Consider the following 24,982-nt stretch of genomic DNA (forward strand, 5'->3'; position numbering starts at 1 on the left):
GTGGGAGCGCGCGTTCGAAGGCGTCACACTCCGCAGGGTACCGCTCACAGACCGAAGCGACGCTGGAGGTCGCCGAGCTGGCCGGGAAGGCGCGGCACCGAACCCAGCGGACCCTGGCCGGAACCTGGTGCCCCGTGCCCGCCGGGGACCCCCTCCTGGGCCGGTGGCGTCCCGATCGCCCGCTCCGCCATCAGTAGCTCCGTCGACTGGAGGAGCACCGTGCCCGCCCCGACGAACTCGAACTGGTGCTCCTCGCCCGAGGTGCCGCCCAGTCCCGTCAGCGAGCGCAGGCCGCCCATGACGCCCGTCATGTAGCCGTGGTCGTAGTGGTGGCAGGGCGAGGGGCAGTCCGCCCAGCCGACCAGCGCCTGCGGGTCCACCCGCAGCGGCGGCTCCATGAAGACCACCGCACCGTTCGACGCGGCCACGAACTTGCCCGTGCCGATCAGCGTCACGAAGCCCGGCACGATCGACTGCTTCAGTGCCAGTGAGGGCTGGTACGCCAGCAGGTTCCCCGAACGGATCGTCAGGTTGCCCTCGTCCAGGTCGTACGAGTTCACGTCGAACGCCCGGTCCGCGAGCAGCATCTTTCCGCTGCCCTCCGCCACTACCCAGTCGCTCGCGTGCAACGGCGAGTGGAAGGACGTCCGGACCAGCCGGTCGAGCCGCCCGTGCCCGATGCCATTGAACTCGATCCGCCCGTAGTAGGCGATCATCTTCCCCTTCTGCAGGAACCACTGGGAGCCCTTGAGCTCCACGCAGAAGGTGTAGGAGTTCACGTTGTCGTCCGACGGAAGGGTCGTCGGGTCGTGGATCACCGGGGTGCTCACAGCTTCTCCTCCGAGGCCTGGACGTACACCGCGCCGCTGCCGCTCAGCTCCAGTTGGAAGGCCTCGCCCGAGCCGCGCCCCACCATGTCGCGCCAGCCGAGCGCCGTGGACAGCTTGTTCCGCACGTCGCCGTGGTGCGCCACGTACGCCTGCGGGTCGACGTGGACCGGGCGGCCCGGGGAGATCGGCAGTTCGATGACCCCGCCGTGCGCCATCACGGCCACGGAACCGTGTCCCCGCAGGGTCGTCGTGAACAGGCCCTGGCCCGTCACCTGGCCCCGCACCATGCCCATGACCCCGCCCTGCGAGCCCATGAACATCGTGCCCTGCTCCAGGGTCCCGTCGAAGGCGAGCAGCCGGTCGGCCTCCACGTACAGGGTGTCGCCCGTCAGCGCGATCACCTGGATGTGGTGCCCGCCGTGCCCGAACATCACCGTGCCGTTGCCCTCGACGGTCATCAGCGGGGTCGCCTCGCCGGCCACCCGGCGGCCGATCATCGACATCAGGCCGCCCTGACCGCCCGTGATGTTCGGCGTGAAACTGACGTCGCCGCGGTACGCGAGCATCGCGCCGCGCTGGCTGAACATCCGCTGCCCGGGGATGACGGTCGCCTCGACCATCTTGGAGTTGATCTCGCGGAAGGGCATCAGAGGTCGCCCCCGATCGTGTTCCGCTCGCTCGGCTGGACGTAGACGAGTCCGTCGCCCTCGAAGCGGATCTGGAAGGCTTCGCCGCCGCCCTCGCCCATGAAGGTGCGGAAGGTCACACCGGACTGGAAGTGCTGTTGGAGGTTGCCCTGGTGGGCGATGTACGCCCCCGGGTCGACCTGGAGCGGGTACTGCGGGGTCACCCGCAGCACCACCGCCGGACCGTCCGACGTGATGGCGGCCTGGCCGGTGCCCTCGACGGTGGTGGTGAAGAGGCCGTTGCCGGTGGCGCCGCCGCGCAGGCCCGTGAAGGTGGTGCCGGTGCGCAGGCCCGCGTCCGTGCACAGCAGGTTGCTCGCCTCCACCCACAGCTTGTCGCCGTGCAGCGTCACGAGGTTGATCTCGGAGGCCCGGTCGGCGAACCAGCAGGTTCCCTGGCCGCGGACCTCCATCACCTCCATCTGCTCGCCCGTCAGCCGGCGGGTCACCATGCCGCGCAGGCCTTCGCCCCCGCCGCTCATCTTCTTGAACGCCATCTGGCCGTCGTAGGCGACCATCGAGCCGTTCTTCGCCTTGACGGCGTCGCCGGTCACGGAGACGGCGAGCACTTTGCTGCCCTGGAGTCGGAACGTTGCCACCCGAGGAAGGTACTGGGCCCCCGGCCAAAGGAACAGCAAAGTTGCCGTGCACAATGGACGGGCCCTTGTGCATCCGTTCACAAGATCGAACGAAGGTGACCCCCTCCGTGGACCTCAAGACCGCTTCCTCCCTCCACCGCCTCCGCCTCGTCTCGGCCCCGGAGGCCGTCTCGTTCCTGCTCCTGCTGGTCTGCTCGGTGCTCAAGCGGACGACGGACTTCAACGCGGTGCCGGTCATGGGGGCCGTCCACGGACTGCTGTTCGTCCTCTACGTCCTCTTCTGGCTGGACGCCTGGAACCGCACCAAGTGGAGCTTCGGCACCGCCGCCCTCTACTTCGTCCTCTCGGTGCTGCCCCTGGGCGGGTTCTACGCCGAGCGGCGGCTGAAGCGCGAGGCCGAGGACGCGGTCGCCGCCTCCCGCGTGCGTGCCGAGAGCGCGGTGAAGGCGTGATCGTCGCGTTCTCCGTGACTCCCCTCGGAGTGGGGGAGGAGGTCGGCGCGTACGTCGCCGACGCGGTCCGGGTCGTCCGTGAGTCCGGCCTGCCGAACCGCACCGATGCGATGTTCACCTCGATCGAGGGCGAGTGGGACGAGGTGATGGACGTCGTGAAGCGTGCCGTCGCCGCCGTCGAGGCCCGTGCGCCGCGGGTCTCCCTGGTCCTCAAGGCCGATGTCCGCCCCGGTGTGACGGACGGTCTGACGTCGAAGGTCGAAACGGTGGAGCGCCACCTCGGCGGCTGACGCCGTCCCGCTCCGCGCCGAACCCCCGCCCGCGCCCCTTCGGTTCCCGCGGCCGTCGCGAGGCCCCGACCCCCTGCGGCCCGGGGGCGTCGAGGGTCGCGGGGCCGTGTTCGCCGCCCGTAAAACCGCTCGCTCGGACTACTCCGGTCGACACGCCGAAACTTTGCCCCTTTCGTTGGCTTATCGACTTGTTCGACGACAACGGGAGGCGCCGTGCGGCAGGGAGGCTACGACTACGACCGCTACAGCCGACTCGCCGGCCCCCTCACCGAACCGGACCCGGTGCGGCACCGGGTCCGCTACCGCAGCCTGCTCTCGAAGGAACCGCACCGCATCCGGGCCGTCCTGCTGATGACCCTCGCGCCGGCCCTCTCGGCGCTGCTCCTGGCCTATCTGGTCTGGCCCTCCCACTGGACCGTCCGCGAGGGCGACGACCGCTGGCGCGTGCCCTACGACACCGTGATGCTCGTGTCGATCGGGCTCATCTGCTTCTTCATGCTGCTGAACGTCACCTCGATCGCCCACGCCACCCTGGTCGCCCGCGACCCGATACCCGTGCACGCCGAGCCGGGCACCCGCGTCGCCTTCCTCACCACGTACGTCCCCGGCAAGGAACCGCTCGCGATGGTCCGCGGCACCCTCGAAGGCGCCGTCCGGGTGCGGCACGACGGCCCGCTCGACGTCTGGCTCCTCGACGAGGGGGACGCCGAGGAGGCCAGGGTGCTCTGCGCCGAGCTCGGCGTCCGCCACTTCACCCGCGCCGGCGTCCCCGAGTGGAACCGCCGGAAGGGTCCGCACCGGGCGCGGACCAAGCACGGCAACTACAACGCCTGGCTCGCCCGGCACGGTGACGACTACGACTTCTTCGCCTCCGTCGACACCGATCACGTCCCGCTCCCCAACTTCCTGGAGCGGATGCTCGGCTACCTCCGCGACCCCGACGTCGCCTTCGTCGTCGGCCCCCAGGTGTACGGCAACTACACCAACCTCGTCACCAAGGCCGCCGAATCGCAGCAGTTCCTCTTCCACGCCCTCATCCAGCGGGCCGGCAACCGGTACCGCGCCCCCATGTTCGTCGGCACCAACAACGTCGTCCGGATCGCCGCCCTCCAACAGGTCGGCGGCCTGTACGACTCCGTCACCGAGGACATGGCCACCGGCTTCGAACTCCACCGCCGCCGGAACCCGCGCACCGGCCGCACCTGGCGCTCCGTCTACACCCCCGACGTGCTCGCCGTCGGCGAGGGCCCCGCCTCCTGGACGGACTTCTTCACCCAGCAGCTCCGTTGGTCCCGGGGGACGTACGAGACGATCCTCAAGCAGTACTGGAAGGCGCCCTTCAGCATGCCGCCGGGGCGCCTCCTCCACTACGCGCTGATGCTCGTCTACTACCCGATGACGGCGGTCAACTGGCTCCTCGGCGTACTCAGCTGCGTCCTCTACCTCTGGCTCGGCGCCTCCGGAACCCAGGTGTCGACCCAGGTGTGGCTGATGGTCTACAGCGATGCGGTGGCCCTCCAGATCGGCCTCTACCTCTGGAACCGGCGGCACAACGTCTCGCCCCACGAACCCGAGGGCTCCGGCGGCCTCGCCGGCATGGGGATGTCCGCGCTCTCCGCCCCCGTCTACCTCGCGTCCCTCGGCTCGGCGCTCCTGCGCACCCGCGGGCGCTTCGTCGTCACCCCCAAGGGAGGCGAGGCCAGCCCCGACCGGATCGCCACCTTCCGGATCCATCTCTTCTGGGCGGCGGTCCTCGTCGCCGCGCTCCTCGCCTCCGCCCGTTACGGCCACACCCACGCGGCGATGCGCACCTGGGCCGCCCTGGCCCTGCTCGTCACCCTCGCCCCGATCGCCCTCCACGCCTACGCGACAGTGCGCAACCGGCGCCTCCGTGCCGTGCGCGACCGCGCCAGGGAACGCACCCGCGCCCGCGGAGCCGTCGGGGCCGGGCCGGCCCCCGCCCCGTCGGTGACCACCCCGTCCGCCCGCACGACGACCGGAGGGAACTGAGCCGTGGCCTACCGCCCGTCGAAGCAGTTCAAGAAGACCCTGCTCGGCAGCGGGGCGGTCCTGGTCCTGGCGGCGCTCAACGCCCCCGCCGCCGTCTCCTTCGCGGAGGAGAAGTACCACGCCTACAAGATCGCCCGACCCGACTACCTGCGGCGGTACGGCTCCTGGGCCGAGGTGCCGGTGCCCGCGGAGTACCGCATCAACGCCATCCACGCCGCCCTGCTGCACACCGGCAAGGTGCTGCTGATCGCCGGCTCCGGCAACGACCAGAAGAACTTCGACGCGGGCACCTTCGAGACCATCCTCTGGGACCCGGCCCGGAACGCCTTCAAGAAGGTCCCCACCCCCGTCGACTTCTTCTGCTCCGGCCACACCCAGCTCCCCGACGGTCGTCTGCTCGTCGCCGGGGGCACCGCCCGCTACGAGGTCCTCGACGGCGAGGTCAAGAAGGCGGGCGGCGGCATGCGGGTCAAGAACGAGAGCCCGGACAAGGAGGTGACGCTGAAGAAGGGCACCGTCTTCCGTTCCCCCTCCGGGATCGAATACGTCTCCACCTCCGAGGTCACCGTTCCCAGGGCCAAGCGCGAGTTCGAGATCTCGTACTTCGCGAGCGGCCAGATGAAGCCCTGGAAGACCAAGGTCACGGCCGCCGAGTCGCGGGTCTTCGTCGAGGCGAGGGAAGAGGGGCCGCAGGCCCTCACCACCGAGGCCGCGCAGTACGAGGTGGTCGGCCTCACGGGCGAGGACGCCGACAACGTCTACGGCCTCGCCCAGAAGATCACCACCGAGAAGCAGGACTTCCAGGGCATCAAGGCCGCCTACGAGTTCGACCCCAAGGCGGAGAAGTACGTTCCGGTGGCTCCGATGAAGGACGCCCGGTGGTACCCGACCCTCGTCGGCCTGCAGGACGGCAGGGTCCTCGCCGTCTCCGGCCTCAATGACGTCGGCGACGTCGTGCCCGGCGACAACGAGATCTACGACCCCGAGAGCAAGAAGTGGACCAAGGGCCCCTTCCACTACTTCCCCACCTACCCCGCCCTCTTCCTCACCCAGGGCGGCAAGCTGCTCTACACCGGCTCCAACGCCGGCTACGGACCCGCCGACAAGGGCCGTGAACCGGGCCTGTGGGACCTGGAGGCGAACACCTTCACCAAGCTCGGCGGACTCACCGACCCCGACCAACTGGAGACCTCCGCCTCCCTGCTGCTGCCCCCCGCCCAGAACCAGAAGGTCATGGTCCTCGGCGGCGGCGGCGTGGGCGAATCCGAGAGGTCCACCGCCCGCACCTCCATCGTCGACCTCTCCGCGGACAGCCCCGTCTTCACCGACGGGCCGGCGCTCCCGCAGGGCACCCGCTACCTCAGCAGCGTCCTGATGCCCGACGACACCGTCTTCACCAGCGGCGGCTCCCGGGACTACCGGGGACGCAGCGGCAGCGACATCCTCAAGGCCCAGTTCTACGACCCCGGGAGCAACGCCTTCACCGAGGCCGCGGAACCGACCGTCGGCCGCAACTACCACTCCGAGGCCCTGCTGCTGCCCGACGGCCGGGTCGCCACCTTCGGCTCCGACCCGCTCTACGACGACGAGGACAACACCAAGCTCGGCACCTTCGAGCAGCGCATCGAGGTGTTCACCCCGCCCTACCTCCACCGGGCCGGCACCGCCCGCCCCGTTCTCGGCGGGGGCTCCCGGGAACTCGACCGGAACGGCCGCGCCACCTTCACGACCGAGGACGCCGGACGGATCGTGAAGGCCCGGCTGATGCGGCCCAGCGCCGTCACCCACACGACCGACGTCGAGCAGCGCTCGATCGCCCTCGGCCTGACGAAGGGCTCCGACGGGGTCACCCTCACCATCGACGTACCGGACGACCGGACGCTCGTGCCGCCCGGCTGGTACATGCTCTTCGTCGTCGACGGGGACGGCGTCCCGTCCGAGGCCCAGTGGATCCGGGTGGGGTGACCGGGGCCCCGGGCCGGGCCTAGGACTTCGCCCTGCGCGCCAGGCCCAGGGCGTACTCCGGCCACCAGGTGCCGGCCGCCGGGCCGCCCCGGCACTGCCCGTCCGAGTCGCCCGGCCGCTTGATCCACAGATAGGCGTCCACGAGCGCGTCCCCGGTCCGGTCCGTCGGCGGCACGCCGAGCGCCCGGCCCGGCGGATTGCACCAGGCCTCCTCCCGGTCGCCCGGGAGGGGGCCGTCGCCGTTCCGGCTGGTGTCCACCGCGAAGTGGGCGCCCCCGAGCAGGGCGGAGAGCGTGGCGCCGAAGCCCCGCACCGCCTCGTTCGTCTGGAAGTTGGAGACGTTCAGCGAGAAGCCGTCCGCCCGGGCGACGCCCGCCCGCCGCAGCGGCTCCACCAACTTCCCCGGGTCGTCGATCCATGCCGGATTGCCCGCGTCCAGATAGACCCGGGTGCGCGGCTGCCGCTTCAGCCGTTCGACCGCGTCCGCCAGCAGCCGGTACCGCTCGTCGTGGTACTCCGCCGGGGTGCAACCGTCCACGACGTGCGGCACCGCGTCGGGCTCCAGGACGACGATCGCGGCGGCGTCCCCGATCGCGGCGGCGAAGGAGTCGATCCAGTTGCGGTACTCCTGCCCGTCGTGCGCGCCGCCCGCCGAATACATGCCGCAGTCCCGGTGCGGGATGTTGTAGGCGACGAACACGGCGGTGCGGTTCCCGGACGCCGCGCCCCGGACCGCCCGGGCGATCTCCGGCACGGGATCGTCGCCGGCCGGCCAGTCCGCGACCGGCCGCTCCGAGATCCGCCTCAGCACCCGGGCGTCCTCCGACCTGCCCTGCGCCTCGTACTCCCGCACCTGCCGGGCCGCGTCGCTCTCCGGATCCACCCAGAACGACGAACCCGAGGCGGGGGCCGCCGCCTGGCCGCGCGTGGCGGACGGCCCCGCGGGCCCTCCTGCCGGACCGTCCGTCCCGCACCCGGCCAGGAACGGTGCGCAGGCGAGGACCAGGGCGGCGGTGGTGGCGACGGTACGGCGGAACATCCGGCCCCCAGGCTCGGGTACGGGACGGGCGGGCCCCATCGTCACACGGGGGTCATGGCGCACCGGGCTGCGACACCGCGATGCCCAACGGGGTCCGCTCGTAGAGCACCTGGTGGCCGTACCGCCGGGAGGCCAGCAGCCCGGCGTCCCGCAAGACCGTCAGGTGCGCGGACACCGAGGAGGGCGCCCGGCCCAGCCGGTGCGCGAGCGCCGTCGTCCCCATCGGCTCGTCGAGCGCGCACAGCACGTCCGCGCGCACCGGACCGAGCAGTCGGGACAGCGCCTCCGGGGTGCGGTCCCCGGCCTCCGACCACAGCCCGCCGATCCCGCGCGCCGGGTACACCACGGTCGGCTGCCACGGCGGATCGAAACCGCTCACCACGTCGGGCCAGGTGAACACCGAGGGCATCAGCACCAACCCCTGCCCGGCCAACGGCCGGATGTGCTCGCCGCGGTACGCGACCGTGAGCGTGGCCGTGGTCGCGTCCCACGCGAACGCCGGGTGCAACTCGCCCAGCAGCCGTTCGAGACCGCCCTCCGCGAGCCGCCGCGAGTGGTACGCCACGTCCGCCTCCAGCAGCGCGCGCAGCCGCGGCCAGTCCGGGGCGACCAACGCTTCCCACGCCGCCCGGAGCAGGTCCGCGAGCCGCAGCAGCGCCCCGGCCGGGTCCGCCAGCATCCGCCGCCCCTCGGCCGTCGAGGCCGCGCCGGGGGTGTCCGCGAGCGCCCGCTCGAAGTCGTCGAGGGCGAGCGCAGGATCGGTTTCCCGCACGGCCGCGATCTCCTCCTCGAAGGAGGCGGCGGGACCCAGCGGCGGGGGATAGAGGAAGTCCGGGCTGTGGCCGGACAGCGGCATCAGCAGCTGGAGCGGCCCGAGGTCCAGCTCCCGGGCGGCGCCCGCGATCCGCCGCATCCACGGCAGGTGGTACCCCTGCTTCTGCGGTCGTGCCAGCACCCGCACCGCGGAGTGCGTCTCCCAGAGCGGCGAGACCGCGAACCGGATGCGCAGCGGGTCGGCCTCGCCGAAGTGCAGGTGGTACGGCACGGATGGTCCTCCCGCCCGGAAGATTCGTCTGCAGCCGAAAGTCTAGGGCCCGGCCCCCGCGCCCGGCACGCTGCGCACATGCCCGAGAACGACACCCGGGCGCCGGCCCCGGCGCCCGTGCACACCGCTGCCCCGAACCCCTCCGCACCCGCCGCCGGAGCCGCCCCGGTACCCGCCGCCGGAGCCGCCCCGGCGCCGGTCGCCGACGCCGCCCCGTCCGCCGGCCCGCCCCCGTCCGCCGGCCCGCCCCCGTCGGCCGGCCCCGTTCCCACGGCGGACCCCGCCGGCAGTCCCGGCTACCGCTCCGTCTTCGCCGTACGCGAATTCCGCTTCGTGTTCGCGGCGCACCTGGCCTCCCTGATCGGGCTCGTCGTCAGCGAACTCGCGCTCACCGTGCTGGTCTACGAGCTGACCCGCTCGCCGCTGCTCTCCTCCCTCACCTTCGCCCTCGGCTTCCTCCCCTACCTCCTCGGCGGCACCCTCCTCGCAGGTCTCACCGACCGGCTCCCGCCCCGCCGGCTCCTCGTCGTCTGCGACCTGGTCTGCGCCGGCTGCGTCATGGCGATGATCGCTCCCGTCACGCCCGTCGCCGTGCTGCTCGCCCTGCGCTGCGCGATCGCCGTCGTCTCGCCCGTCTTCCAGGGCACCCGCATGGCGACCCTCGCCGACGTCCTCGGCGAGGGCGACCTCTTCGTCCTCGGCCGTTCCCTGCTGAGGATCGTCTCCCAGAGCGCCATCCTCGTCGGCTTCGGCGTCGGCGGGATCCTCCTCACCGTCGTCCCGCCGCGCGGCGCCCTCGCCGTCACCGCCACCACCTTCCTCGTCTCGGCACTCCTCCTGCGCCTCGGCACCGCCCGCCGTCCGGCCCGCGCCGCCGGGGCCGGGGGCAGCGGACTCACCGGCACCTGGGCGGTGCTCCGGAACCGTCGGGTGCGCGCCCTGATGCTGATGTTCTGGGCGCCCCCCTTCTTCGTCGTCGTGCCCGAGGCCCTCGCCGCCCCCTACGCCGACGAGATCGGCGTCTCCACCGCAGCCCTGGGGCTGCTCATGTGCGCGCTGCCGGTCGGCACCATCACCGGCGAGCTGCTCGCCGGATCGTTCCTCTCCGCCCGGACCCGCTCCCGGATCGTGCTGCCGCTCGCCGTCGCGGCCGTGCTGCCCTACCTCCTCTACGCCTTCCGGCCCGGCGTCGTCCTCGCGGTCGCCGCCCTCCTGCTGGCCGGTGCCACCGGTGCGTACACGCTCGGCCTCGACGCCCGCTTCGTGGCCGCCGTCCCCGAGGAACAGCGGGGGAGGGCGATGACCCTGATGACCGCGGGCATGATGACCGTGCAGGGCCTCGGCATGGCCGGGGCCGGGGCCGCGGCGGAGTTCGCCCCCGTGCACACGGTCGTCGCGGGCACCGGGGTCCTCGGCACGATCTGCCTCCTCGCGGTTGCCGTCGAGCTGTGGGCGACCGAAAGGCGAGACGGGGCTGACCGTCATGTGACCAGTCGGTAAGGTCGATGCGTGCCGAAGCCGCTCAGTCTCCCCTTCGATCCCATCGCCCGCGCCGACGAACTCTGGCAGAAGCGCTGGGGGCCGGTCCCCTCGATGGCCGCGATCACCTCGATCATGCGCGCCCACCAGATCCTGCTGGCAGAGGTCGACGCGGTGGTCAAGCCGTACGGGCTGACCTTCGCGCGGTACGAGGCCCTGGTCCTGCTGACCTTCTCCAAGGCCGGCGAACTGCCGATGTCCAAGATCGGCGAGCGGCTGATGGTCCACCCCACCTCGGTGACGAACACGGTGGACCGGCTGGTGAAGTCCGGCCTGGTCGACAAGCGGCCCAACCCCAACGACGGCCGCGGCACACTGGCCTCGATCACCGAGAAGGGGCGCGAGGTCGTGGAGTCCGCGACCCGCGACCTGATGGAGATGGACTTCGGCCTCGGCGCGTACGACGCGGAGGAGTGCGGGGAGATCTTCGCGATGCTGCGCCCGCTGCGGGTCGCGGCGCACGACTTCGACGAGCGCTGACCCCCGCGAAGATCGCCCGGAACGTGCCGTTACGCTCGTGGCCATGAAATCCAGCGTGCTGACCCGCTACCGCGTCATGGCGTACGTGACCGCCGTCATGCTGCTCGTGCTGTGCACCTGCATGGTCTTCAAGTACGGGTTCGACATGGGCGAGGACGTGACCTTCGCGGTGTCCCAGGCCCACGGCGTCCTCTACATCCTCTACCTGGTCTTCGCCTTCGACCTGGGCTCCAAGGCGAAGTGGCCGCTCGGCCGGCTCGCCTGGGTGCTGCTCTCCGGCACGATCCCCTTCGCCGCGTTCTTCGTCGAGCGCAAGGTCGTCGCGGACACGCTTCCGCTGGTCAGCGGCGCGCAGCCGGAGCCGGTCAAGGCCTGACCCCCACCTCCGCACGCAGGTGCGGAGGTTTCCCGTCGACACTTACTAGGACGTCCTAGTAAATTTGAAGACATGGACGCTGACGCCATCGAGGAAGGCCGCCGTCGCTGGCAGGCCCGTTACGACAAGGCTCACAAGCGGGAGTCCGACTTCACCACGCTCTCCGGCGACGCCGTCGAGCCCGTCTACGGGCCCCGGCCCGGTGACTCCTACGAGGGGTTCGAGCGCATCGGCTGGCCCGGCGAGTACCCCTTCACCCGGGGCCTCCACCCGACCGGCTACCGCGGCCGGACCTGGACCATCCGCCAGTTCGCCGGCTTCGGCAACGCCGAGCAGACCAACGAGCGGTACAAGATGATCCTGGCCGCCGGTGGCGGCGGCCTCTCCGTCGCCTTCGACATGCCCACCCTGATGGGGCGAGACTCCGACGACCCCCGCTCCCTCGGCGAGGTCGGCCACTGCGGCGTCGCCGTCGACTCCGCCGCCGACATGGAGGTCCTCTTCAAGGACATCCCGCTCGGGGACGTCACGACGTCCATGACGATCTCCGGGCCCGCCGTCCCGGCCTTCTGCATGTACCTGGTCGCCGCCGAGCGCCAGGGCGTCGACCCGGCCGTGCTCAACGGCACGCTCCAGACCGACATCTTCAAGGAGTACATCGCGCAGAAGGAGTGGCTCTTCGAGCCCGAGCCCCATCTGCGCCTCATCGGCGACCTGATGGAGCACTGCGCGGCGAACATCCCCGCGTACAAGCCGCTCTCCGTCTCCGGCTACCACATCCGCGAGGCCGGGGCGACGGCCGCACAGGAGCTCGCGTACACCCTGGCCGACGGCTTCGGCTACGTGGAGCTCGGGCTCTCCCGCGGCCTCGACGTCGACGTCTTCGCGCCCGGCCTCTCCTTCTTCTTCGACGCGCACCTCGACTTCTTCGAGGAGATCGCCAAGTTCCGCGCCGCCCGCCGGATCTGGGCGCGGTGGATGAAGGAGGTGTACGGCGCCACGACCGACAAGGCCCAGTGGCTCCGCTTCCACACCCAGACCGCCGGTGTCTCCCTCACCGCCCAGCAGCCGTACAACAACGTGGTGCGGACCGCCGTCGAGGCGCTCTCCGCCGTGCTCGGCGGCACCAACTCCCTCCACACCAACGCCCTCGACGAGACCCTCGCGCTCCCCAGCGAGCAGGCCGCCGAGATCGCGCTCCGCACCCAGCAGGTGCTCATGGAGGAGACCGGCGTCGCCCACGTCGCCGACCCGCTCGGCGGCTCCTGGTACGTCGAGCAGCTCACCGACCGCATCGAGGCCGACGCCGAGAAGGTCTTCGAGCAGATCAAGGAACGCGGTCGCCGGGCACACCCGGACGGGCGGCACCCGATCGGCCCGATCACCTCCGGCATCCTGCGCGGGATCGAGGACGGCTGGTTCACCGGCCGGATCGCCGAGTCCGCCTTCCGCTACCAGCAGGCCCTGGAGAAGGGCGAGAAGCGGGTCGTCGGCGTCAACGTCCACCACGGCTCGGTCACCGGCGACCTGGAGATCCTGCGGGTCAGCCACGAGGTCGAGTGGGAACAGGTCCGCATCCTCGGCGAGCGCAAGGAGCGCCGGGACGACGCCGAGGTCCGCGCCTCGCTCGACGCGATGCTGGCGGCGGCCCGCGACGGCTCGAACATGATCGGCCCGATGCTGGAGGCCGTGCGCGCCGAAGCCACGCTCGGCGAGATCTGCGACGCCCTCCGCGACGAGTGGGGCGTCTACACGGAGCCCCCGGGCTTCTGATCCGCTCCGAGGACGGCGGCGGGCGGCGGTGCGGGAACTCCCGCTTGCCGCCCGTTCGGCCGGCGCCCGTTCAGCCGCCGGCCGTCGCGGCCGCGCCCAGGCCGCCGAGGAGGAGGGCCGAGAGGCGGGCCGCCCAGGGGGCGTCCACCGGTTCGGCGCTGACCAGCGCGCGGTGCACCACCGCCCCCGCGACGACGTCGAAGATCAGGTCGTCGGTGGCGGCGACCGGACCGAGGTCCGGCGGGAGCTCGCCGCGCTGCTGCGCCCGCCTGCGGCCCGCCAGGACCAGGCGCTTCTGACGGTCGACGATCGAGGAGCGGATGCGTTCGCGCAGCGGCTCGTCCCGGGTCGACTCGGCGACCACCGCCATCAGCGCCGTCTTCGTCTCGGGCCGCTCCAGGAGCGCCGCGAACTGGAGCACGACGTGCTCGATGTCGGCCTGCAGGGAGCCCAGATCGGGCAGTTCGAGCTCGTCGAAGAGGACGGCGACGGCGTCCACCACGAGCTCGTTCTTGTTGGCCCAGCGGCGGTAGAGCGTGGTCTTCGCGACCCCGGCGCGGCCGGCCACGTCCCCCATCGTGAGCTTGGACCAGCCCAGTTCCACCAGGGCCGCGCGGGTCGCCTCCAGGATGGCCGTGTCGGCCTCGGTGGAGCGGGGACGTCCGGTACGGCTCCTGCGCTGGTGGGTACGGCTGCACATGGAAAGCGACCATACCCGTCAGTAGGTAGTGCGCCAGGGGTGCGCGATGTGAGCCAGTTCACCACCCGGATCGCACCGGCGACCTCCCCCCGGATCCCCCGGTGGAGTTACGCTACGACCCGTAGCGAAAGGCATTGAGCGGCCTGAGCGACAACCACGGCACCGGGTGGGGACCCGGTTCCAGCGCCGGGTGGGGACCCGGTGCGAACCGAAGACGAGGGGCCGTGCCGTCCGCGTGCTTCCGCTCCGGCGGAGGCGGGTGGACGGCACGGTTCAGCCATGACGTACCGGTGACGTGCGCGGAAGGGGGAGGATGTATCCATGCAGCCCCGAAACATGTCCATGAGCGGCGTCGTCGACCTCGCCGCGGTGAAGGCGGCCGGAGAGGCCAAGGCGAAGGCGGAGCAGGCGCGCGCCGAGTCCGCCCGGCAGGGCGGCCCCGCCGCCGTGCCCCCGTCGGCCCTGGTGATCGACGTCGACGAGGCCGGCTTCGAGCGCGACGTGCTCCAGCGCTCGGCCGAGGTTCCGGTCGTCCTCGACTTCTGGGCCGAGTGGTGTGAGCCCTGCAAGCAGCTCGGCCCCCTCCTGGAGCGGCTCGCCGTCGAGTACCACGGCCGCTTCCTGCTCGCGAAGATCGACGTCGACGCCAATCAGATGCTGATGCAGCAGTTCGGCATCCAGGGAATTCCGGCCGTTTTCGCGGTGGTCGCCGGTCAGGCCCTGCCGCTGTTCCAGGGCGCCGTGCCCGAGGCCCAGATCCGCGAGACCCTCGACCAGCTCATCCAGGTCGGCGAGGAGCGCTTCGGCCTCACCGGCATCGCCGTGGACGCCCAGGCCGGTGCCGCGGCCCCGGTCGCGCCGCAGGCCGGCCCGTACGACGCGCTCCTCACGGCGGCCATGTCCGCGCTCGACGCGGGTGACCTGGCCGGCGCCGTGCAGGCGTACGAGAACGTCCTCGCCGACGACCCGGCCCACCCGGAGGCCAAGCTCGGCCTCGCCCAGGCCGAACTCCTCCAGCGGGTGCAGGGCTTGGACCCCGCCGTCGTCCGCAAGAACGCGGCGGACGCCCCGGCGGACGTCGCCGCGCAGATCGCCGCCGCCGACCTCGATCTGGTGGGCGGCCACGTCCAGGACGCCTTCGGGCGCCTCGTGGAGACCGTGCGCCGCACGGCGGGCGAGGAGCGGAACGCCGCCCGACTGCGCCTGCTGGAGCTGTTCGAGGTGATCGGCGCCGAGGACCCGCGGGTCACGGCGGCCCGACAGGCCCTCGCCCGAGTGCTGTTCTGATCCGTTTCCGAACCCCCCGGCGGGGTGCCGGATCGCCTGGCGATTTGGCGACAGAGTGACAGAAGGCGGCCGCGCTTTACCAAAACTTGGTAATCGCGGCCGCTGTTACTTGCAGTAAATCAAACCCGCGGTTCCGTCCCGATTCGTCGGCCTATCTGCTGACATCGACGGTCATCCCCTCGCACCCTGAGTGTCCGTTCGGCCCCTCCCCGCCATGACGCGGTTATCCACCCGTTACTAGTGAGTAACGAACCCTCTTGTGCGGGGGCCCGGAATGGACCACGATCGGCGACGCTCGGTCCGAACCGCACGACCCCGGCAACCACCCGGGATCGCGGGGAGGGTCCCCACCGAGTGGACCGGTGTTCCGGCACCGGTCGTGGACAGGGGGGTTCCCGCTCTCACCGAACGGGGCCTGTCCGCAACGGGTCGCGCCCGAAGGCACGGCCCATGGTTGTCGCTCGGGGGTGATCGCCGGTGATTCGGACGCGCACGCGCCGCCTGACACCTCGGCGCTCTCCTTCCCGAGGACGTAGCTCTTCTCCCATCCCTGGACGGGCCCCGGGCCCTTCCGGAGATGTACGTCCGAGAAGGAGGAATTCTCATGAAGTCCCAGATTCGTGGCGGGACCCGGTGGAAGCGGTTCGCCGTCGTCATGGTCCCGAGCGTGGCCGCGACGGCCGCGATCGGTGTCGGCCTGGCCCAGGGCGCGCTCGCCGCGTCCTTCAGCATCTCCGGCCAGGAATTCAAGGTTAAGGCCAACAGCCTCGTCGGCAAGGACTTCGTCCAGTACGGCAGCGTGGACGCGGGCAAGGACCTCGAGGGCAAGGACTTCGCCGCCCCGGTGGCCGTGTCCGGCTTCTCCGAGGCCTGGATCACGAACATGTGCCAGTCGGTCGTCACGCCGAAGGTGCCGTTCATCGGTGACGTCACCCTCCGCCTGGAGGCCGGCACCGAGGCCGTCAAGACCGGCAAGGACGAGGACAAGGTCTACGCGAAGGGCATCTACCTCGATGTCTCCGAGCTCAAGACCGACGCCGAGTTCAAGAACATCGACATCGGCGTCGCCGCCGGTGCCCTCGCGAAGTCGCCGGGCAAGCCGGGCATCCAGCCCAACACCCAGGCCAACCCGTACGGCTTCGGTCAGCGCGCCGACCAGGCGACGCTGAGCAACGTGGAGCAGAAGGCGTGGGCCACCACGGCCGGCACCTTCAAGCTCCCCGACCTGCACCTCTCCCTGCACCGGGGCACGTCTGCCGAGTGCTACTAGGACCGGCCGGTCCGCCAGGACCGATCCGTCCGGAGGGTGGGGCCGCCGCGTGCGGCCCCACCCGCCGGGTCCTTCGTCTTCAACCTTCTCAGCAACACCGCTTCCAGGGAGCTGTTCCATGAGCGCCGAGATCCCCGCCTCCCGCGAAGTCCCCGTAAAGGAGAACCGGTTCAAGGTCTGGCGGCAGACCAGGCCCTTCTGGGCGGGACTGTTCACGATGATCGGCGGCCTGCCGATCGCCTACCTCCCGTACGGTGACATGCGGCTCGGCAACGTCACGCTCGCCATGCAGACGACCGCCGGAGCCGGGGCACTGATCATCGGCGTCCTGCTGGTCACGCTCGGCCTGACGATGTGGTTCCAGCCCGTCGTCCGGGTCTTCGCGGGCGTCGCCTCCATCGTGCTGGCCCTCGTCTCCATCCCGGTGTCGAACTTCGGCGGCTTCCTCGTCGGATTCCTGTTCGCCCTCGTCGGAGGCGCCATGTCCGCTTCCTGGGCGCCCGCGCCCCCGGTCGAGGAGCACGCGGAAGCGGAGCACGACGACCGGTCGGACGTTCCGGCCGAGCCCGGTGCGCAGCCCGAGGCCGGTGCCGAGCACCCGGCTCCGGACGCACCCCGGGTCGAACCCGAGGTCGAGGCCGTACCCGCGGCCGTGGTCCCGGAGCAGCGCGAAGCGGAGCACCGGGAGACCGAAACCACGACCGACGCCAAGGGCGGGAGGAACAGTGCGGGGTGACGAGAGCCAGCCGGCGCTCGCGAAGGGGGGCCCGCGACACGCGGCCCCGCGCAAGTCGCTGCTGAACAGGATCCAGGGCCCCGCGGGGAAGGCGATGGCACTGGCCGCCATGCCGACCGCCGTGTTCGTGGGCATGGGCCTCACGCCCAGGCTCGCCCTCGCCGACGACAAGGAGATCCCCTTCGCCCCCGGCCCCTGCGTGACCCGCTCGGACGAGCCGGCAGCGGAGGAGACGGAGACCGCGAGGCCGACGGCCGAGCCCACCGCCACGGCCACCTCCGAGCCGACCGCCCAGCCGACCGGCACCCCCTCGGCGCCCGCGACCGCCACGCCGTCCGCCACCGCGACCCCGGCGCCCACCGCCACGCAGCCCGAGGCGATCGCCCCGGAGCCCCGGCAGGCGACGGCCACCACCGCCCCGGCCGTCACCCCCTCGCCCACCAAGTCCGTGAACCCGCTGGACCCGCTGGGCCTGGGCGACGCCCTCAAGGACCTCTTCCACGGCCTCGACCCGGAACCGACCGCCACGGCCGAGCCGACGGCGGCCCCCACGACGAGCGCCCCGCAGCCGACGGAGGCCCCCGAGGAAGAGGCTCCGGAAACCGCGGCACCGACCGCGACCGCTTCCACCCGGCCGAAGGGGGCGACGGACCCGGCCGCGGAGCAGACGAAGGCGGCGATCAAGGAGGCCGCCGCCCGGGCCGGCGCCACGGTCGAGGAGCTTCCGGAGAGCGCCCAGGGGCTCGAAGCCAGGCAGGACACGGACATACCCGACGGGGCCAAGCCGCGCTTCCCGTGCCCCGAACTCGACGCGCAGGCGCTCGCCGACGCCGAGCTGGAGCCGGGCATCCCGCTGCTGCCGGACGAGCCCTGGCGCCTGGAGAGCTCGTTGCTCACCCTGAGCGGCCTGGACTACCACGGCATCGTCGAGGTGAAGACCGGCAGCGGAAAGATCAAGAAGGTGCTGAAGTTCACCGCGAGCTCGGTGGACATCAAGGACCTGCACCAGCTGACGGACCACTCCGAGGGGCGCACCGCGCACGTCCGCTCGAACAGGGGCTCGACCTCGACCATCCGCAACGGCACGGTGACCATGTACACGGAGGAGCTGAAGGGCAACCTCTTCGGCCTCATCCCGATCACCTTCGGCCCCGAGTCCCCGCCCCCGCTGGACGTCCCCTTCGCCTTCTTCACCAACGTGAAGCTGCGCCAGGCGGGCCAGTTCGGCGGCACCCTGAAGATCCCCGGCCTCCGCAACACGATCGAGCCCAGCTGACCCCGAAGGACCCCTCCGGGAGCCGCAGGGCGTCGGGGCCGGTCACCCGGGACGGTGCCGGGCCGCGACGCGCAGCGGGCCGCACCCCCTCTTCCCGAGGGAGTGCGGCCCGTCGTCGTGCGTCCTGCGGGACCGTCAGCCCTGCTTGTTGCCGCCGAGGTGGTGGACGCGGACCATGTTCGTGGTGCCGGGGACGCCGGGGGGCGAGCCGGCCGTGATGATCATGGTGTCGCCCTCGCCGTAGCGCTGGAGCTTGAGGAGCTCGGCGTCCACGAGGTCGACCATCGCGTCGGTGTTGTCGACGTGCGGCACCAGGAAGGGCTCGACGCCCCAGCTCAGGGTGAGCTGGTTGCGGGTGCCCTCGTCCGTGGTGAAGGCGAGGATCGGCTGCTCCGCGCGGTAGCGCGAGAGGCGGCGGGCGGTGTCGCCGGACTGGGTGAAGGCGACGAGCGCCTTGCCGCCGAGGAAGTCCGCGATCTCGCAGGCCGCACGGGCGACCGAACCGCCCTGGGTGCGCGGCTTCTTGCCCTGGACCAAGGGCTGGAGGCCCTTGGAGAGCAGCTCCTCCTCGGCCGCGGCGACGATCTTGGACATCGTCTTCACGGTCTCGATCGGGTACGCGCCGACCGAGGACTCGGCCGACAGCATGACCGCGTCGGCGCCGTCCAGGATCGCGTTGGCGACGTCGCTCGCCTCGGCGCGGGTGGGCCGCGAGTTGGTGATCATCGACTCCATCATCTGGGTGGCGACGATGACCGGCTTGGCGTTCCGGCGGCAGAGCTCCACCAGGCGCTTCTGCACCATCGGGACCTTCTCCAGCGGGTACTCGACCGCGAGGTCACCGCGGGCCACCATGACGGCGTCGAAGGCGGCGACGACATCGGCCATGTTCTCCACAGCCTGCGGCTTCTCGACCTTCGCGATGACGGGGACCCGACGGCCCTCCTCGTCCATCACCTTGTGGACGTCCTTGACGTCGTCGGCGTCGCGGACGAAGGAGAGGGCGACCATGTCGCAGCCCATCCGCAGGGCGAAGCGGAGGTCGTCGACGTCCTTCTCGGACAGGGCCGGGACGTTCACCGCCGCGCCGGGCAGGTTGATGCCCTTGTGGTCGGAGATGACGCCGCCCTCGACGACGATGGTCTTGACGCGGGGGCCGTCGACCTCGACCACCCGCAGCTCGACGTTGCCGTCGTTGATCAGCACCTGGTCGCCCTTGGAGACGTCGCCGGGCAGGCCCTTGTAGGTGGTGCCGCAGATCGACTTGTCGCCGGGGACGTCCTCGGTGGTGATGGTGAACTCGTCACCGCGCACCAGCTCGACCGGTCCCTCGGCGAAGGTCTCCAGGCGGATCTTCGGGCCCTGGAGGTCGGCGAGGACGCCGACGGCGCGCCCGGTGTCCGCGGAGACCTGCCGGACGCGGTCGTACCGCTCCTGGTGCTCCGCCTGGGACCCGTGGCTGAAGTTGAATCGGGCCACGTTCATACCGGCCTCGATGAGAGCCTTCAGCTGCTCATACGAGTCGACGGCGGGGCCCAGCGTGCAGACGATTTTGGAACGGCGCATGAGGCGGATCCTATCGGTTTGTTTCACTGCGGAATATTCCGGCTGGCGGAAAGTACAAATGGGCGCGGGTCCGCTCAGGCGTTCACTTCTTCGTGCACCAGTGCGTAGCTCTGTCGGGCGATCTCCAGCTCCTCGTCCGTCGGCACCACGGCGACCGCCACCCGCGCGTAGACCGGCGAGACGATCCGGGCCTCGTCGGACCGCACGGAGTTCAGCTCCGCGTCCACCGCGAGCCCCAGCTCTTCGAGGCCCGCGATCGCAGCTTCCCGCACCGGGGCCGCGTTCTCGCCGACGCCCGCCGTGAACACCACCGCGTCCACCCGACCGAGCACCGCGTAGTACGCACCGATGTACTTCTTCAGCCGGTGGACGTAGATCTCGAAGGCGAGCGCCGCCCGCTGGTCGCCCTCGTCGATCCGGCGGCGGATCTCCCGCATGTCGTTGTCGCCGCAGAGTCCCACCAGGCCGGACTTCTTGTTCAGCAGGACGTCGATCTCGTCCGTCGACATGCCCGCCACCCGCTTGAGGTGGAAGGTCACCGCCGGGTCGACGTCACCCGAGCGGGTGCCCATGACCAGGCCTTCCAGCGGGGTCAGGCCCATCGAGGTGTCCACGCACCGGCCGCCGCGCACCGCCGACGCCGAGGCGCCGTTCCCCAGGTGCAGCACGATCACGTTCACCTCCTCGGGTTCCTTGCCGAGCAGCCGCGCGGCCTCCCGCGAGACGTACGCGTGCGAGGTGCCGTGGAAGCCGTACCGGCGGATCCGGTGCGCGTCGGCGGTCTCCACGTCGATCGCGTACCGTGCCGCCGACTCCGGCATCGTGGTGTGGAAGGCGGTGTCGAAGACCGCCACCTGGGGGAGGTCGGGCCGCAGGGCCGTCGCGGTGCGGATGCCGGTCAGGTTCGCCGGGTTGTGCAGCGGTGCCACCGGCACCAGCCGCTCGATCTCCGCGAGCACCTCGTCGTCGATGACCGTCGGTTCGGTGAACCGCAGCCCGCCGTGCACCACCCGGTGGCCGATCGCCGCCAGTTCGGGGGAGTCCAGCCCCAGACCGTCGGTCGCCAGCTCCTCCGCCACGGCCTTCAGCGCGGCCGCGTGGTCGGCGATCGGTCCGGTCTTCTCGCGCTTCGCGCCGCCGCCCTGCAGCGGGGTGTGCACGAGCCGGGAGGTCGCCTCGCCGATCCGCTCCACGAGCCCTTGGGCCAGGCGACCGTCGTCCCGCATGTCGAGCAGCTGGTACTTCACCGACGAGGAGCCGGAGTTCAGGACGAGCACACGAGTGGGTGACGGGTGGTTGGAGGGGGTCGAGCCGGGCTCGTCGGATGGGGTGGGGGTGGGTGACGGGTGGTTGTTGGAGGGGGTCGAGCTGGGCTCGTCGGATGGGGTGGGGGTGGGTGACGGGTGGGCGGTCATCCGCGAAGCTCCTGACCCTGGTGGGCGGTCGGGGTGGTGGCCTGGGCCTGGATCGCCGTGATGGCGACCGTGTTGACGATGTCGCTGACGAGGGCGCCGCGCGAGAGGTCGTTCACGGGCTTGCGCAGCCCCTGGAGGACGGGGCCGACGGCCACGGCGCCGGCCGAACGCTGCACCGCCTTGTACGTGTTGTTGCCGGTATTGAGGTCGGGGAAGATCAGCACGGTCGCCTGGCCGGCGACCTCGGAGCCCGGCAGCTTCGTCGCCGCGACGGACGGCTCGACGGCCGCGTCGTACTGGATCGGGCCCTCGATCCGCAGCTCCGGGTGGGCCTCGCGGACCAGCTTGGTCGCCTCCCGCACCTTGTCGACGTCGACGCCGGAGCCCGAGGTGCCGGTGGAGTACGAGAGCATCGCGATCCGCGGCTCCACGCCGAAGCGGGCCGCGGTGGCCGCGGACTGGGCGGCGATGTCCGCGAGTTGCTCCGCGTTCGGATCCGGGTTGACCGCGCAGTCGCCGTAGACGAGGACCTTGTCGGCCAGGCACATGAAGAACACCGAGGAGACGATGGCGGCTCCTCCGGGTGCTTCGCCGGGGGAGGTGTTCCCCGGCTTGGTCTTGATGATCTCGAAGGCGGGACGGATGGTCGCCGCGGTGGAGTGCACGGACCCCGAGACCATGCCGTCGGCCAGGCCTTCCTCGACCATCAGGGTGCCGAAGTAGTTCACGTCGGAGACGACGTCGTACGCGAGCTCGACGGTGACGCCCTTGTGGGCCCGCAGCGCCGCGTACTTCTCCGCGAACGCGTCGCGCAGTTCGGAGGTCTGGGGGTCGATCAGCTGGGTGTCGGCGAGGTCCACGCTCAGGTCGGCGGCCTTCTTGCGGATGGTCTCGACGTCGCCGAGCAGCGTCAGGTCACAGACGCCGCGGCGGATCAGGACGTCGGCGGCGCGCAGCACCCGCTCCTCGACGCCCTCGGGGAGCACCACCCGGCGCCGGTCGGCGCGGGCCTGTTCGAGCAGTACGTGCTCGAACATCATCGGGGTCACCCGGCCGCTGCGCGCGACCGAGATCCGCTTGAGGAGATCAGTGGTGTCCACGTGCCGTTCGAAGAGGCCGAGCGCGGTTTCCGCCTTCCGCGGGGTGGCGGCGTTCAACTTGCCTTCGAGCGAGAAGAGCTCGGCTGCGGTCGGGAAGCTGGTGCCGGGCACGGAGATGACCGGGGTGCCGGGGGCGAGGCGGGCCGCCAGGGTCAGGACCTCCTCGCCGGGCCGCTCGTTCAGGGTGAGCAGCAGGCCGGCGATCGACGGGGTGCCGGCGGAGTGCGCGGCGAGCGCGCCGACGACCAGGTCGGCGCGGTCCCCGGGGGTGACGACGAGGCAGCCCGGGGTCAGTGCGTGGAGGAAGTTGGGGAGCATCGCGCCGCCGAAGACGAAGTCCAGTGCGTCCCGGGCCAGGCCCGCGTCGTCGCCGAGGACGACGGTCGCCCCGAGCGCCTGGGTGATCTGGGCGACGGTGGGCGCGGCGAGCGCCGGCTCGTCGGGGAGGACGTAGCAGGGCACGGGCAGCCGGGCCGCGAGCCGCTCGGCGATGACCTCGCGGTCCTCGGCGGCCACGCGGTTGACGACCATCGCCAGTACGTCGCAGCCGAGCCCGTCGTACGCCCGGAAGGCATTGCGCGCCTCGGCCCGTACGGACTCGGAGGGCTGGCCCTTGCCGCCGACCACCGGGATGACGGAGGCGCCGAACTCGTTCGCGAGGCGTGCGTTCAGCGCCAGCTCGTCGGGGAGCTGGGTGGCGGCGAAGTCGGTGCCGAGCACGAGGACGACCTCGTAGTCGCGGGCGACGGCGTGGAAGCGGTCGACGATCCGGGAGACCAGTGCGTCGGTGCCCTGCTCCCCCTGGAGGGCGGAGGCCTGGTGGTAGTCCATGCCGTAGGCCGTCGAGGGGTCCTGGGACAGCCGGTAGCGGGCGCGCAGCAGGTCGAAGAGCCGGTCGGGGCCGTCGTGCACCAGGGGGCGGAACACTCCCACCCGGTCCACCTGGCGGGTGAGGAGCTCCATGACTCCCAGCTCGACGACCTGGCGGCCGTCACCGCGGTCGATCCCGGTCACGTACACGCTGCGCGTCACGCCGTGGTCTCCTGTCCAGTCCTGCGGAGGGCCCCGGGGTGCCGTCGCGGCACTTGCGCGGCCCGTGCGTCAATCGAAAGCGCTCAGAAAGCCCCGATGGAGCGGCATTACCCCCTTGACAATACCCCCGCCAATGGTGCAGTTGCCCGCCGGGCAAAGGGCCCGACGACACGGGGCGAAAGTCCTTCGCGCAGCCGCCGGGAAGGACGCGCGGAGTGCGGAGGAACAGGCCCCCCAGGGCCGGCGTGTGAGAATTGCGGTGACCCATCACGGACCGCGACCGAGCAGGAGACACAGCAGGATGCGCATCGGAGTTCTCACCGCAGGCGGAGACTGCCCCGGCCTGAACGCAGTGATCCGGTCGGTCGTGCACCGGGCGCTGACCGGCCACGACGACGAGGTCATCGGCTTCGAGGACGGCTTCAAGGGGCTCCTCGACGGCCACTACCGCCCCCTCGACCTCAATGCCGTCAGCGGCATCCTGGCCCGTGGCGGCACCATCCTCGGCTCGGCCCGCCTGGAGCGGAGCAGGCTCCGCGAGGCCGCGGAGTCCGCCCCCGACCTGGCCCGGAAGTACGGCATCGACGTCCTCATCCCGATCGGCGGCGAGGGCACCCTGACCGCCGCCCGGATGCTCTCCGACGCCGGCATGCCCGTGGTCGGCGTCCCGAAGACGATCGACAACGACATCTCCTCCACGGACCGCACCTTCGGCTTCGACACCGCCGTCGGCGTCGCCACCGAGGCCATGGACCGCCTCAAGACCACCGCGGAGTCCCACCAGCGGGTCATGGTCGTCGAAGTGATGGGCCGCCACGCCGGCTGGATCGCCCTGGAGTCCGGCATGGCCGGTGGCGCGCACGGCATCTGCCTGCCCGAGCGTCCCTTCGAGGTCGACGACCTCGTCAAGATGGTCGAGGAGCGCTTCGCCCGAGGCAAGAAGTTCGCCGTCATCTGCGTCGCCGAGGGAGCCCATCCGGCCGAGGGCTCCATGGACTACAAGAAGGGCGAGATCGACCAGTTCGGTCACGAGCGCTTCCAGGGCATCGGCAACCAGCTCGCCGTCGAGCTGGAGCGGCGCCTCGGCAAGGAGGCCCGCCCGGTCATCCTCGGCCACGTCCAGCGAGGCGGCACCCCGACCGCGTACGACCGGGTGCTCGCCACCCGCTTCGGCTGGCACGCGGTGGAGGCGGCGCACCGCGGCGACTTCGGCCAGATGACGGCGCTGCGCGGAACGAACGTCGAGATGGTGCCGCTGGCCGATGCCGTGACCCGGCTGAAGACGGTCCCCGAGGACCGCATGCGCGAGGCGGAGTCGGTCTTCTAGCCGGTCGACCGGGGCACCGGCCCGTCCGACGGGCCGGTTGCCGGCGGCCGGGACCTCGGCCCCCTTCCGCAGGACCTTCGACCCGAACCTTCCCGGAGGCGCCCCGGGACCCGCGCGGCTCCTTCTCCCTCCCCGCCCCCGGGAAATGTCGGATTCCGTCCTTGAGCCCCGGCGCTCGATCCACGAGGC

General features: G+C 71.4%; 22 protein-coding genes. 13 read left to right on the forward strand and 9 right to left on the reverse strand.

Features of this window, described 5'->3' with window-relative positions; genetic code table 11:
* Positions 1-44: 44 nt before the first annotated feature.
* From ACFW22_RS02305 to ACFW22_RS02315, 3 genes are read right to left on the reverse strand one after another with little or no spacing between them, the layout of a single operon-like run.
* Entirely contained in the window at positions 45-830 is a 786-nt protein-coding gene (locus ACFW22_RS02305) for an AIM24 family protein (RefSeq protein ID WP_386397614.1), read from the reverse strand.
* Positions 827-1,477 (reverse strand): AIM24 family protein, encoded by a 651-nt coding sequence (locus ACFW22_RS02310; protein ID WP_384878053.1) that lies wholly within the window; start codon positions 1,475-1,477, stop codon positions 827-829. Before ACFW22_RS02310 ends, ACFW22_RS02305 begins: the two co-directional genes overlap by 4 nt.
* The gene (locus ACFW22_RS02315; RefSeq protein ID WP_386397617.1) at positions 1,477-2,115 is read right to left on the reverse strand and encodes an AIM24 family protein; all 639 of its coding nucleotides are present in this window, start codon (positions 2,113-2,115) and stop codon (positions 1,477-1,479) included. Before ACFW22_RS02315 ends, ACFW22_RS02310 begins: the two co-directional genes overlap by 1 nt.
* 107 nt (positions 2,116-2,222) lie before the next feature.
* Here ACFW22_RS02315 and ACFW22_RS02320 point away from each other — a divergent pair, with 107 nt between their 5' ends.
* From ACFW22_RS02320 to ACFW22_RS02335, 4 genes are all read left to right on the forward strand, one after another.
* Positions 2,223-2,567 (forward strand): DUF3817 domain-containing protein, encoded by a 345-nt coding sequence (locus ACFW22_RS02320; protein ID WP_386397620.1) that lies wholly within the window; start codon positions 2,223-2,225, stop codon positions 2,565-2,567.
* Positions 2,564-2,857 carry an MTH1187 family thiamine-binding protein gene (locus ACFW22_RS02325; RefSeq protein ID WP_386397623.1) on the forward strand — a complete coding sequence of 98 codons (294 nt, stop codon included), beginning with the start codon at positions 2,564-2,566 and terminating at the stop codon, positions 2,855-2,857. Before ACFW22_RS02320 ends, ACFW22_RS02325 begins: the two co-directional genes overlap by 4 nt.
* A 213-nt stretch (positions 2,858-3,070) precedes the next feature.
* The gene (locus ACFW22_RS02330; RefSeq protein WP_386397626.1) at positions 3,071-4,867 is read left to right on the forward strand and encodes a glycosyltransferase family 2 protein; all 1,797 of its coding nucleotides are present in this window, start codon (positions 3,071-3,073) and stop codon (positions 4,865-4,867) included.
* A 3-nt stretch (positions 4,868-4,870) separates the two neighbouring features.
* The gene (locus ACFW22_RS02335) at positions 4,871-6,832 is read left to right on the forward strand and encodes a galactose oxidase-like domain-containing protein (RefSeq protein ID WP_386397629.1); all 1,962 of its coding nucleotides are present in this window, start codon (positions 4,871-4,873) and stop codon (positions 6,830-6,832) included.
* A 19-nt stretch (positions 6,833-6,851) separates the two neighbouring features.
* On the opposite strand, the gene ACFW22_RS02340 is transcribed toward ACFW22_RS02335, so the two are convergent.
* Together ACFW22_RS02340 and ACFW22_RS02345 are read right to left on the reverse strand one after the other, a co-directional pair.
* Positions 6,852-7,910, reverse strand: a complete 1,059-nt coding sequence (locus tag ACFW22_RS02340) for a glycoside hydrolase family 6 protein (protein ID WP_386398016.1) — start codon at positions 7,908-7,910, stop codon at positions 6,852-6,854.
* A gap of 13 nt (positions 7,911-7,923) precedes the next feature.
* Positions 7,924-8,916, reverse strand: coding sequence for a DUF5937 family protein (locus ACFW22_RS02345; protein WP_386397633.1), 993 nt, complete (start codon positions 8,914-8,916; stop codon positions 7,924-7,926).
* A gap of 78 nt (positions 8,917-8,994) precedes the next feature.
* Here ACFW22_RS02345 and ACFW22_RS02350 point away from each other — a divergent pair, with 78 nt between their 5' ends.
* The 4 genes from ACFW22_RS02350 to ACFW22_RS02365 all read left to right on the forward strand — a co-directional run bounded on the left by ACFW22_RS02350 (position 8,995) and on the right by ACFW22_RS02365 (position 13,084).
* A complete protein-coding gene (locus ACFW22_RS02350; RefSeq protein WP_386397636.1) occupies positions 8,995-10,416 on the forward strand; it encodes an MFS transporter in 1,422 nt (473 codons plus the stop codon).
* A gap of 9 nt (positions 10,417-10,425) precedes the next feature.
* Positions 10,426-10,935 carry a MarR family winged helix-turn-helix transcriptional regulator gene (locus ACFW22_RS02355; protein WP_384878081.1) on the forward strand — a complete coding sequence of 170 codons (510 nt, stop codon included), beginning with the start codon at positions 10,426-10,428 and terminating at the stop codon, positions 10,933-10,935.
* A 43-nt stretch (positions 10,936-10,978) separates the two neighbouring features.
* Positions 10,979-11,311, forward strand: a complete 333-nt coding sequence (locus ACFW22_RS02360) for a DUF3817 domain-containing protein (RefSeq protein ID WP_386397639.1) — start codon at positions 10,979-10,981, stop codon at positions 11,309-11,311.
* A 72-nt stretch (positions 11,312-11,383) separates the two neighbouring features.
* Positions 11,384-13,084, forward strand: coding sequence for a methylmalonyl-CoA mutase (locus ACFW22_RS02365; RefSeq protein WP_386397642.1), 1,701 nt, complete (start codon positions 11,384-11,386; stop codon positions 13,082-13,084).
* A gap of 70 nt (positions 13,085-13,154) precedes the next feature.
* Here the strand turns inward: ACFW22_RS02365 and ACFW22_RS02370 are convergent, their stop codons facing one another.
* Positions 13,155-13,784, reverse strand: coding sequence for a TetR/AcrR family transcriptional regulator (locus tag ACFW22_RS02370; RefSeq protein ID WP_386397644.1), 630 nt, complete (start codon positions 13,782-13,784; stop codon positions 13,155-13,157).
* A gap of 321 nt (positions 13,785-14,105) precedes the next feature.
* Between ACFW22_RS02370 and ACFW22_RS02375 the strand changes: the two genes are divergently transcribed.
* The 4 genes from ACFW22_RS02375 (at position 14,106) to ACFW22_RS02390 (ending at position 18,353) form a co-directional block, all read left to right on the forward strand.
* Positions 14,106-15,071 (forward strand): tetratricopeptide repeat protein, encoded by a 966-nt coding sequence (locus tag ACFW22_RS02375; RefSeq protein ID WP_386397647.1) that lies wholly within the window; start codon positions 14,106-14,108, stop codon positions 15,069-15,071.
* Positions 15,072-15,675: 604 nt separating this feature from the next.
* A complete protein-coding gene (locus tag ACFW22_RS02380) occupies positions 15,676-16,341 on the forward strand; it encodes a DUF6230 family protein (RefSeq protein WP_386397650.1) in 666 nt (221 codons plus the stop codon).
* Between the two features lie 118 nt (positions 16,342-16,459).
* Positions 16,460-17,077 (forward strand): DUF6114 domain-containing protein, encoded by a 618-nt coding sequence (locus ACFW22_RS02385; RefSeq protein WP_386397652.1) that lies wholly within the window; start codon positions 16,460-16,462, stop codon positions 17,075-17,077.
* Positions 17,067-18,353 carry a hypothetical protein gene (locus ACFW22_RS02390; protein WP_386397654.1) on the forward strand — a complete coding sequence of 429 codons (1,287 nt, stop codon included), beginning with the start codon at positions 17,067-17,069 and terminating at the stop codon, positions 18,351-18,353. Before ACFW22_RS02385 ends, ACFW22_RS02390 begins: the two co-directional genes overlap by 11 nt.
* 135 nt (positions 18,354-18,488) lie before the next feature.
* Here ACFW22_RS02390 and pyk read toward each other — a convergent pair whose 3' ends face one another.
* The 3 genes from pyk to pta all read right to left on the reverse strand — a co-directional run bounded on the left by pyk (position 18,489) and on the right by pta (position 23,466).
* Positions 18,489-19,919: a pyruvate kinase gene (pyk, locus tag ACFW22_RS02395; RefSeq protein WP_386397657.1), complete on the reverse strand. Its 1,431-nt coding sequence runs from the start codon at positions 19,917-19,919 to the stop codon at positions 18,489-18,491.
* Positions 19,920-19,993: 74 nt separating this feature from the next.
* Complete coding sequence (locus ACFW22_RS02400; RefSeq protein WP_386397660.1) at positions 19,994-21,334, reverse strand: acetate/propionate family kinase; 1,341 nt, start codon at positions 21,332-21,334, stop codon at positions 19,994-19,996.
* Positions 21,331-23,466 (reverse strand): phosphate acetyltransferase, encoded by a 2,136-nt coding sequence (pta, locus tag ACFW22_RS02405; protein ID WP_386397662.1) that lies wholly within the window; start codon positions 23,464-23,466, stop codon positions 21,331-21,333. The genes ACFW22_RS02400 and pta overlap by 4 nt, the downstream gene beginning before the upstream one ends.
* A gap of 301 nt (positions 23,467-23,767) precedes the next feature.
* On the opposite strand from pta, the gene ACFW22_RS02410 reads away from it, so the two are divergent.
* Entirely contained in the window at positions 23,768-24,793 is a 1,026-nt protein-coding gene (locus ACFW22_RS02410) for an ATP-dependent 6-phosphofructokinase (protein WP_386397664.1), read from the forward strand.
* Positions 24,794-24,982 lie beyond the last annotated feature (189 nt).

The organism is Streptomyces sp. NPDC058872, from assembly GCF_042743065.1.
Taxonomy (GTDB): domain Bacteria; phylum Actinomycetota; class Actinomycetes; order Streptomycetales; family Streptomycetaceae; genus Streptomyces.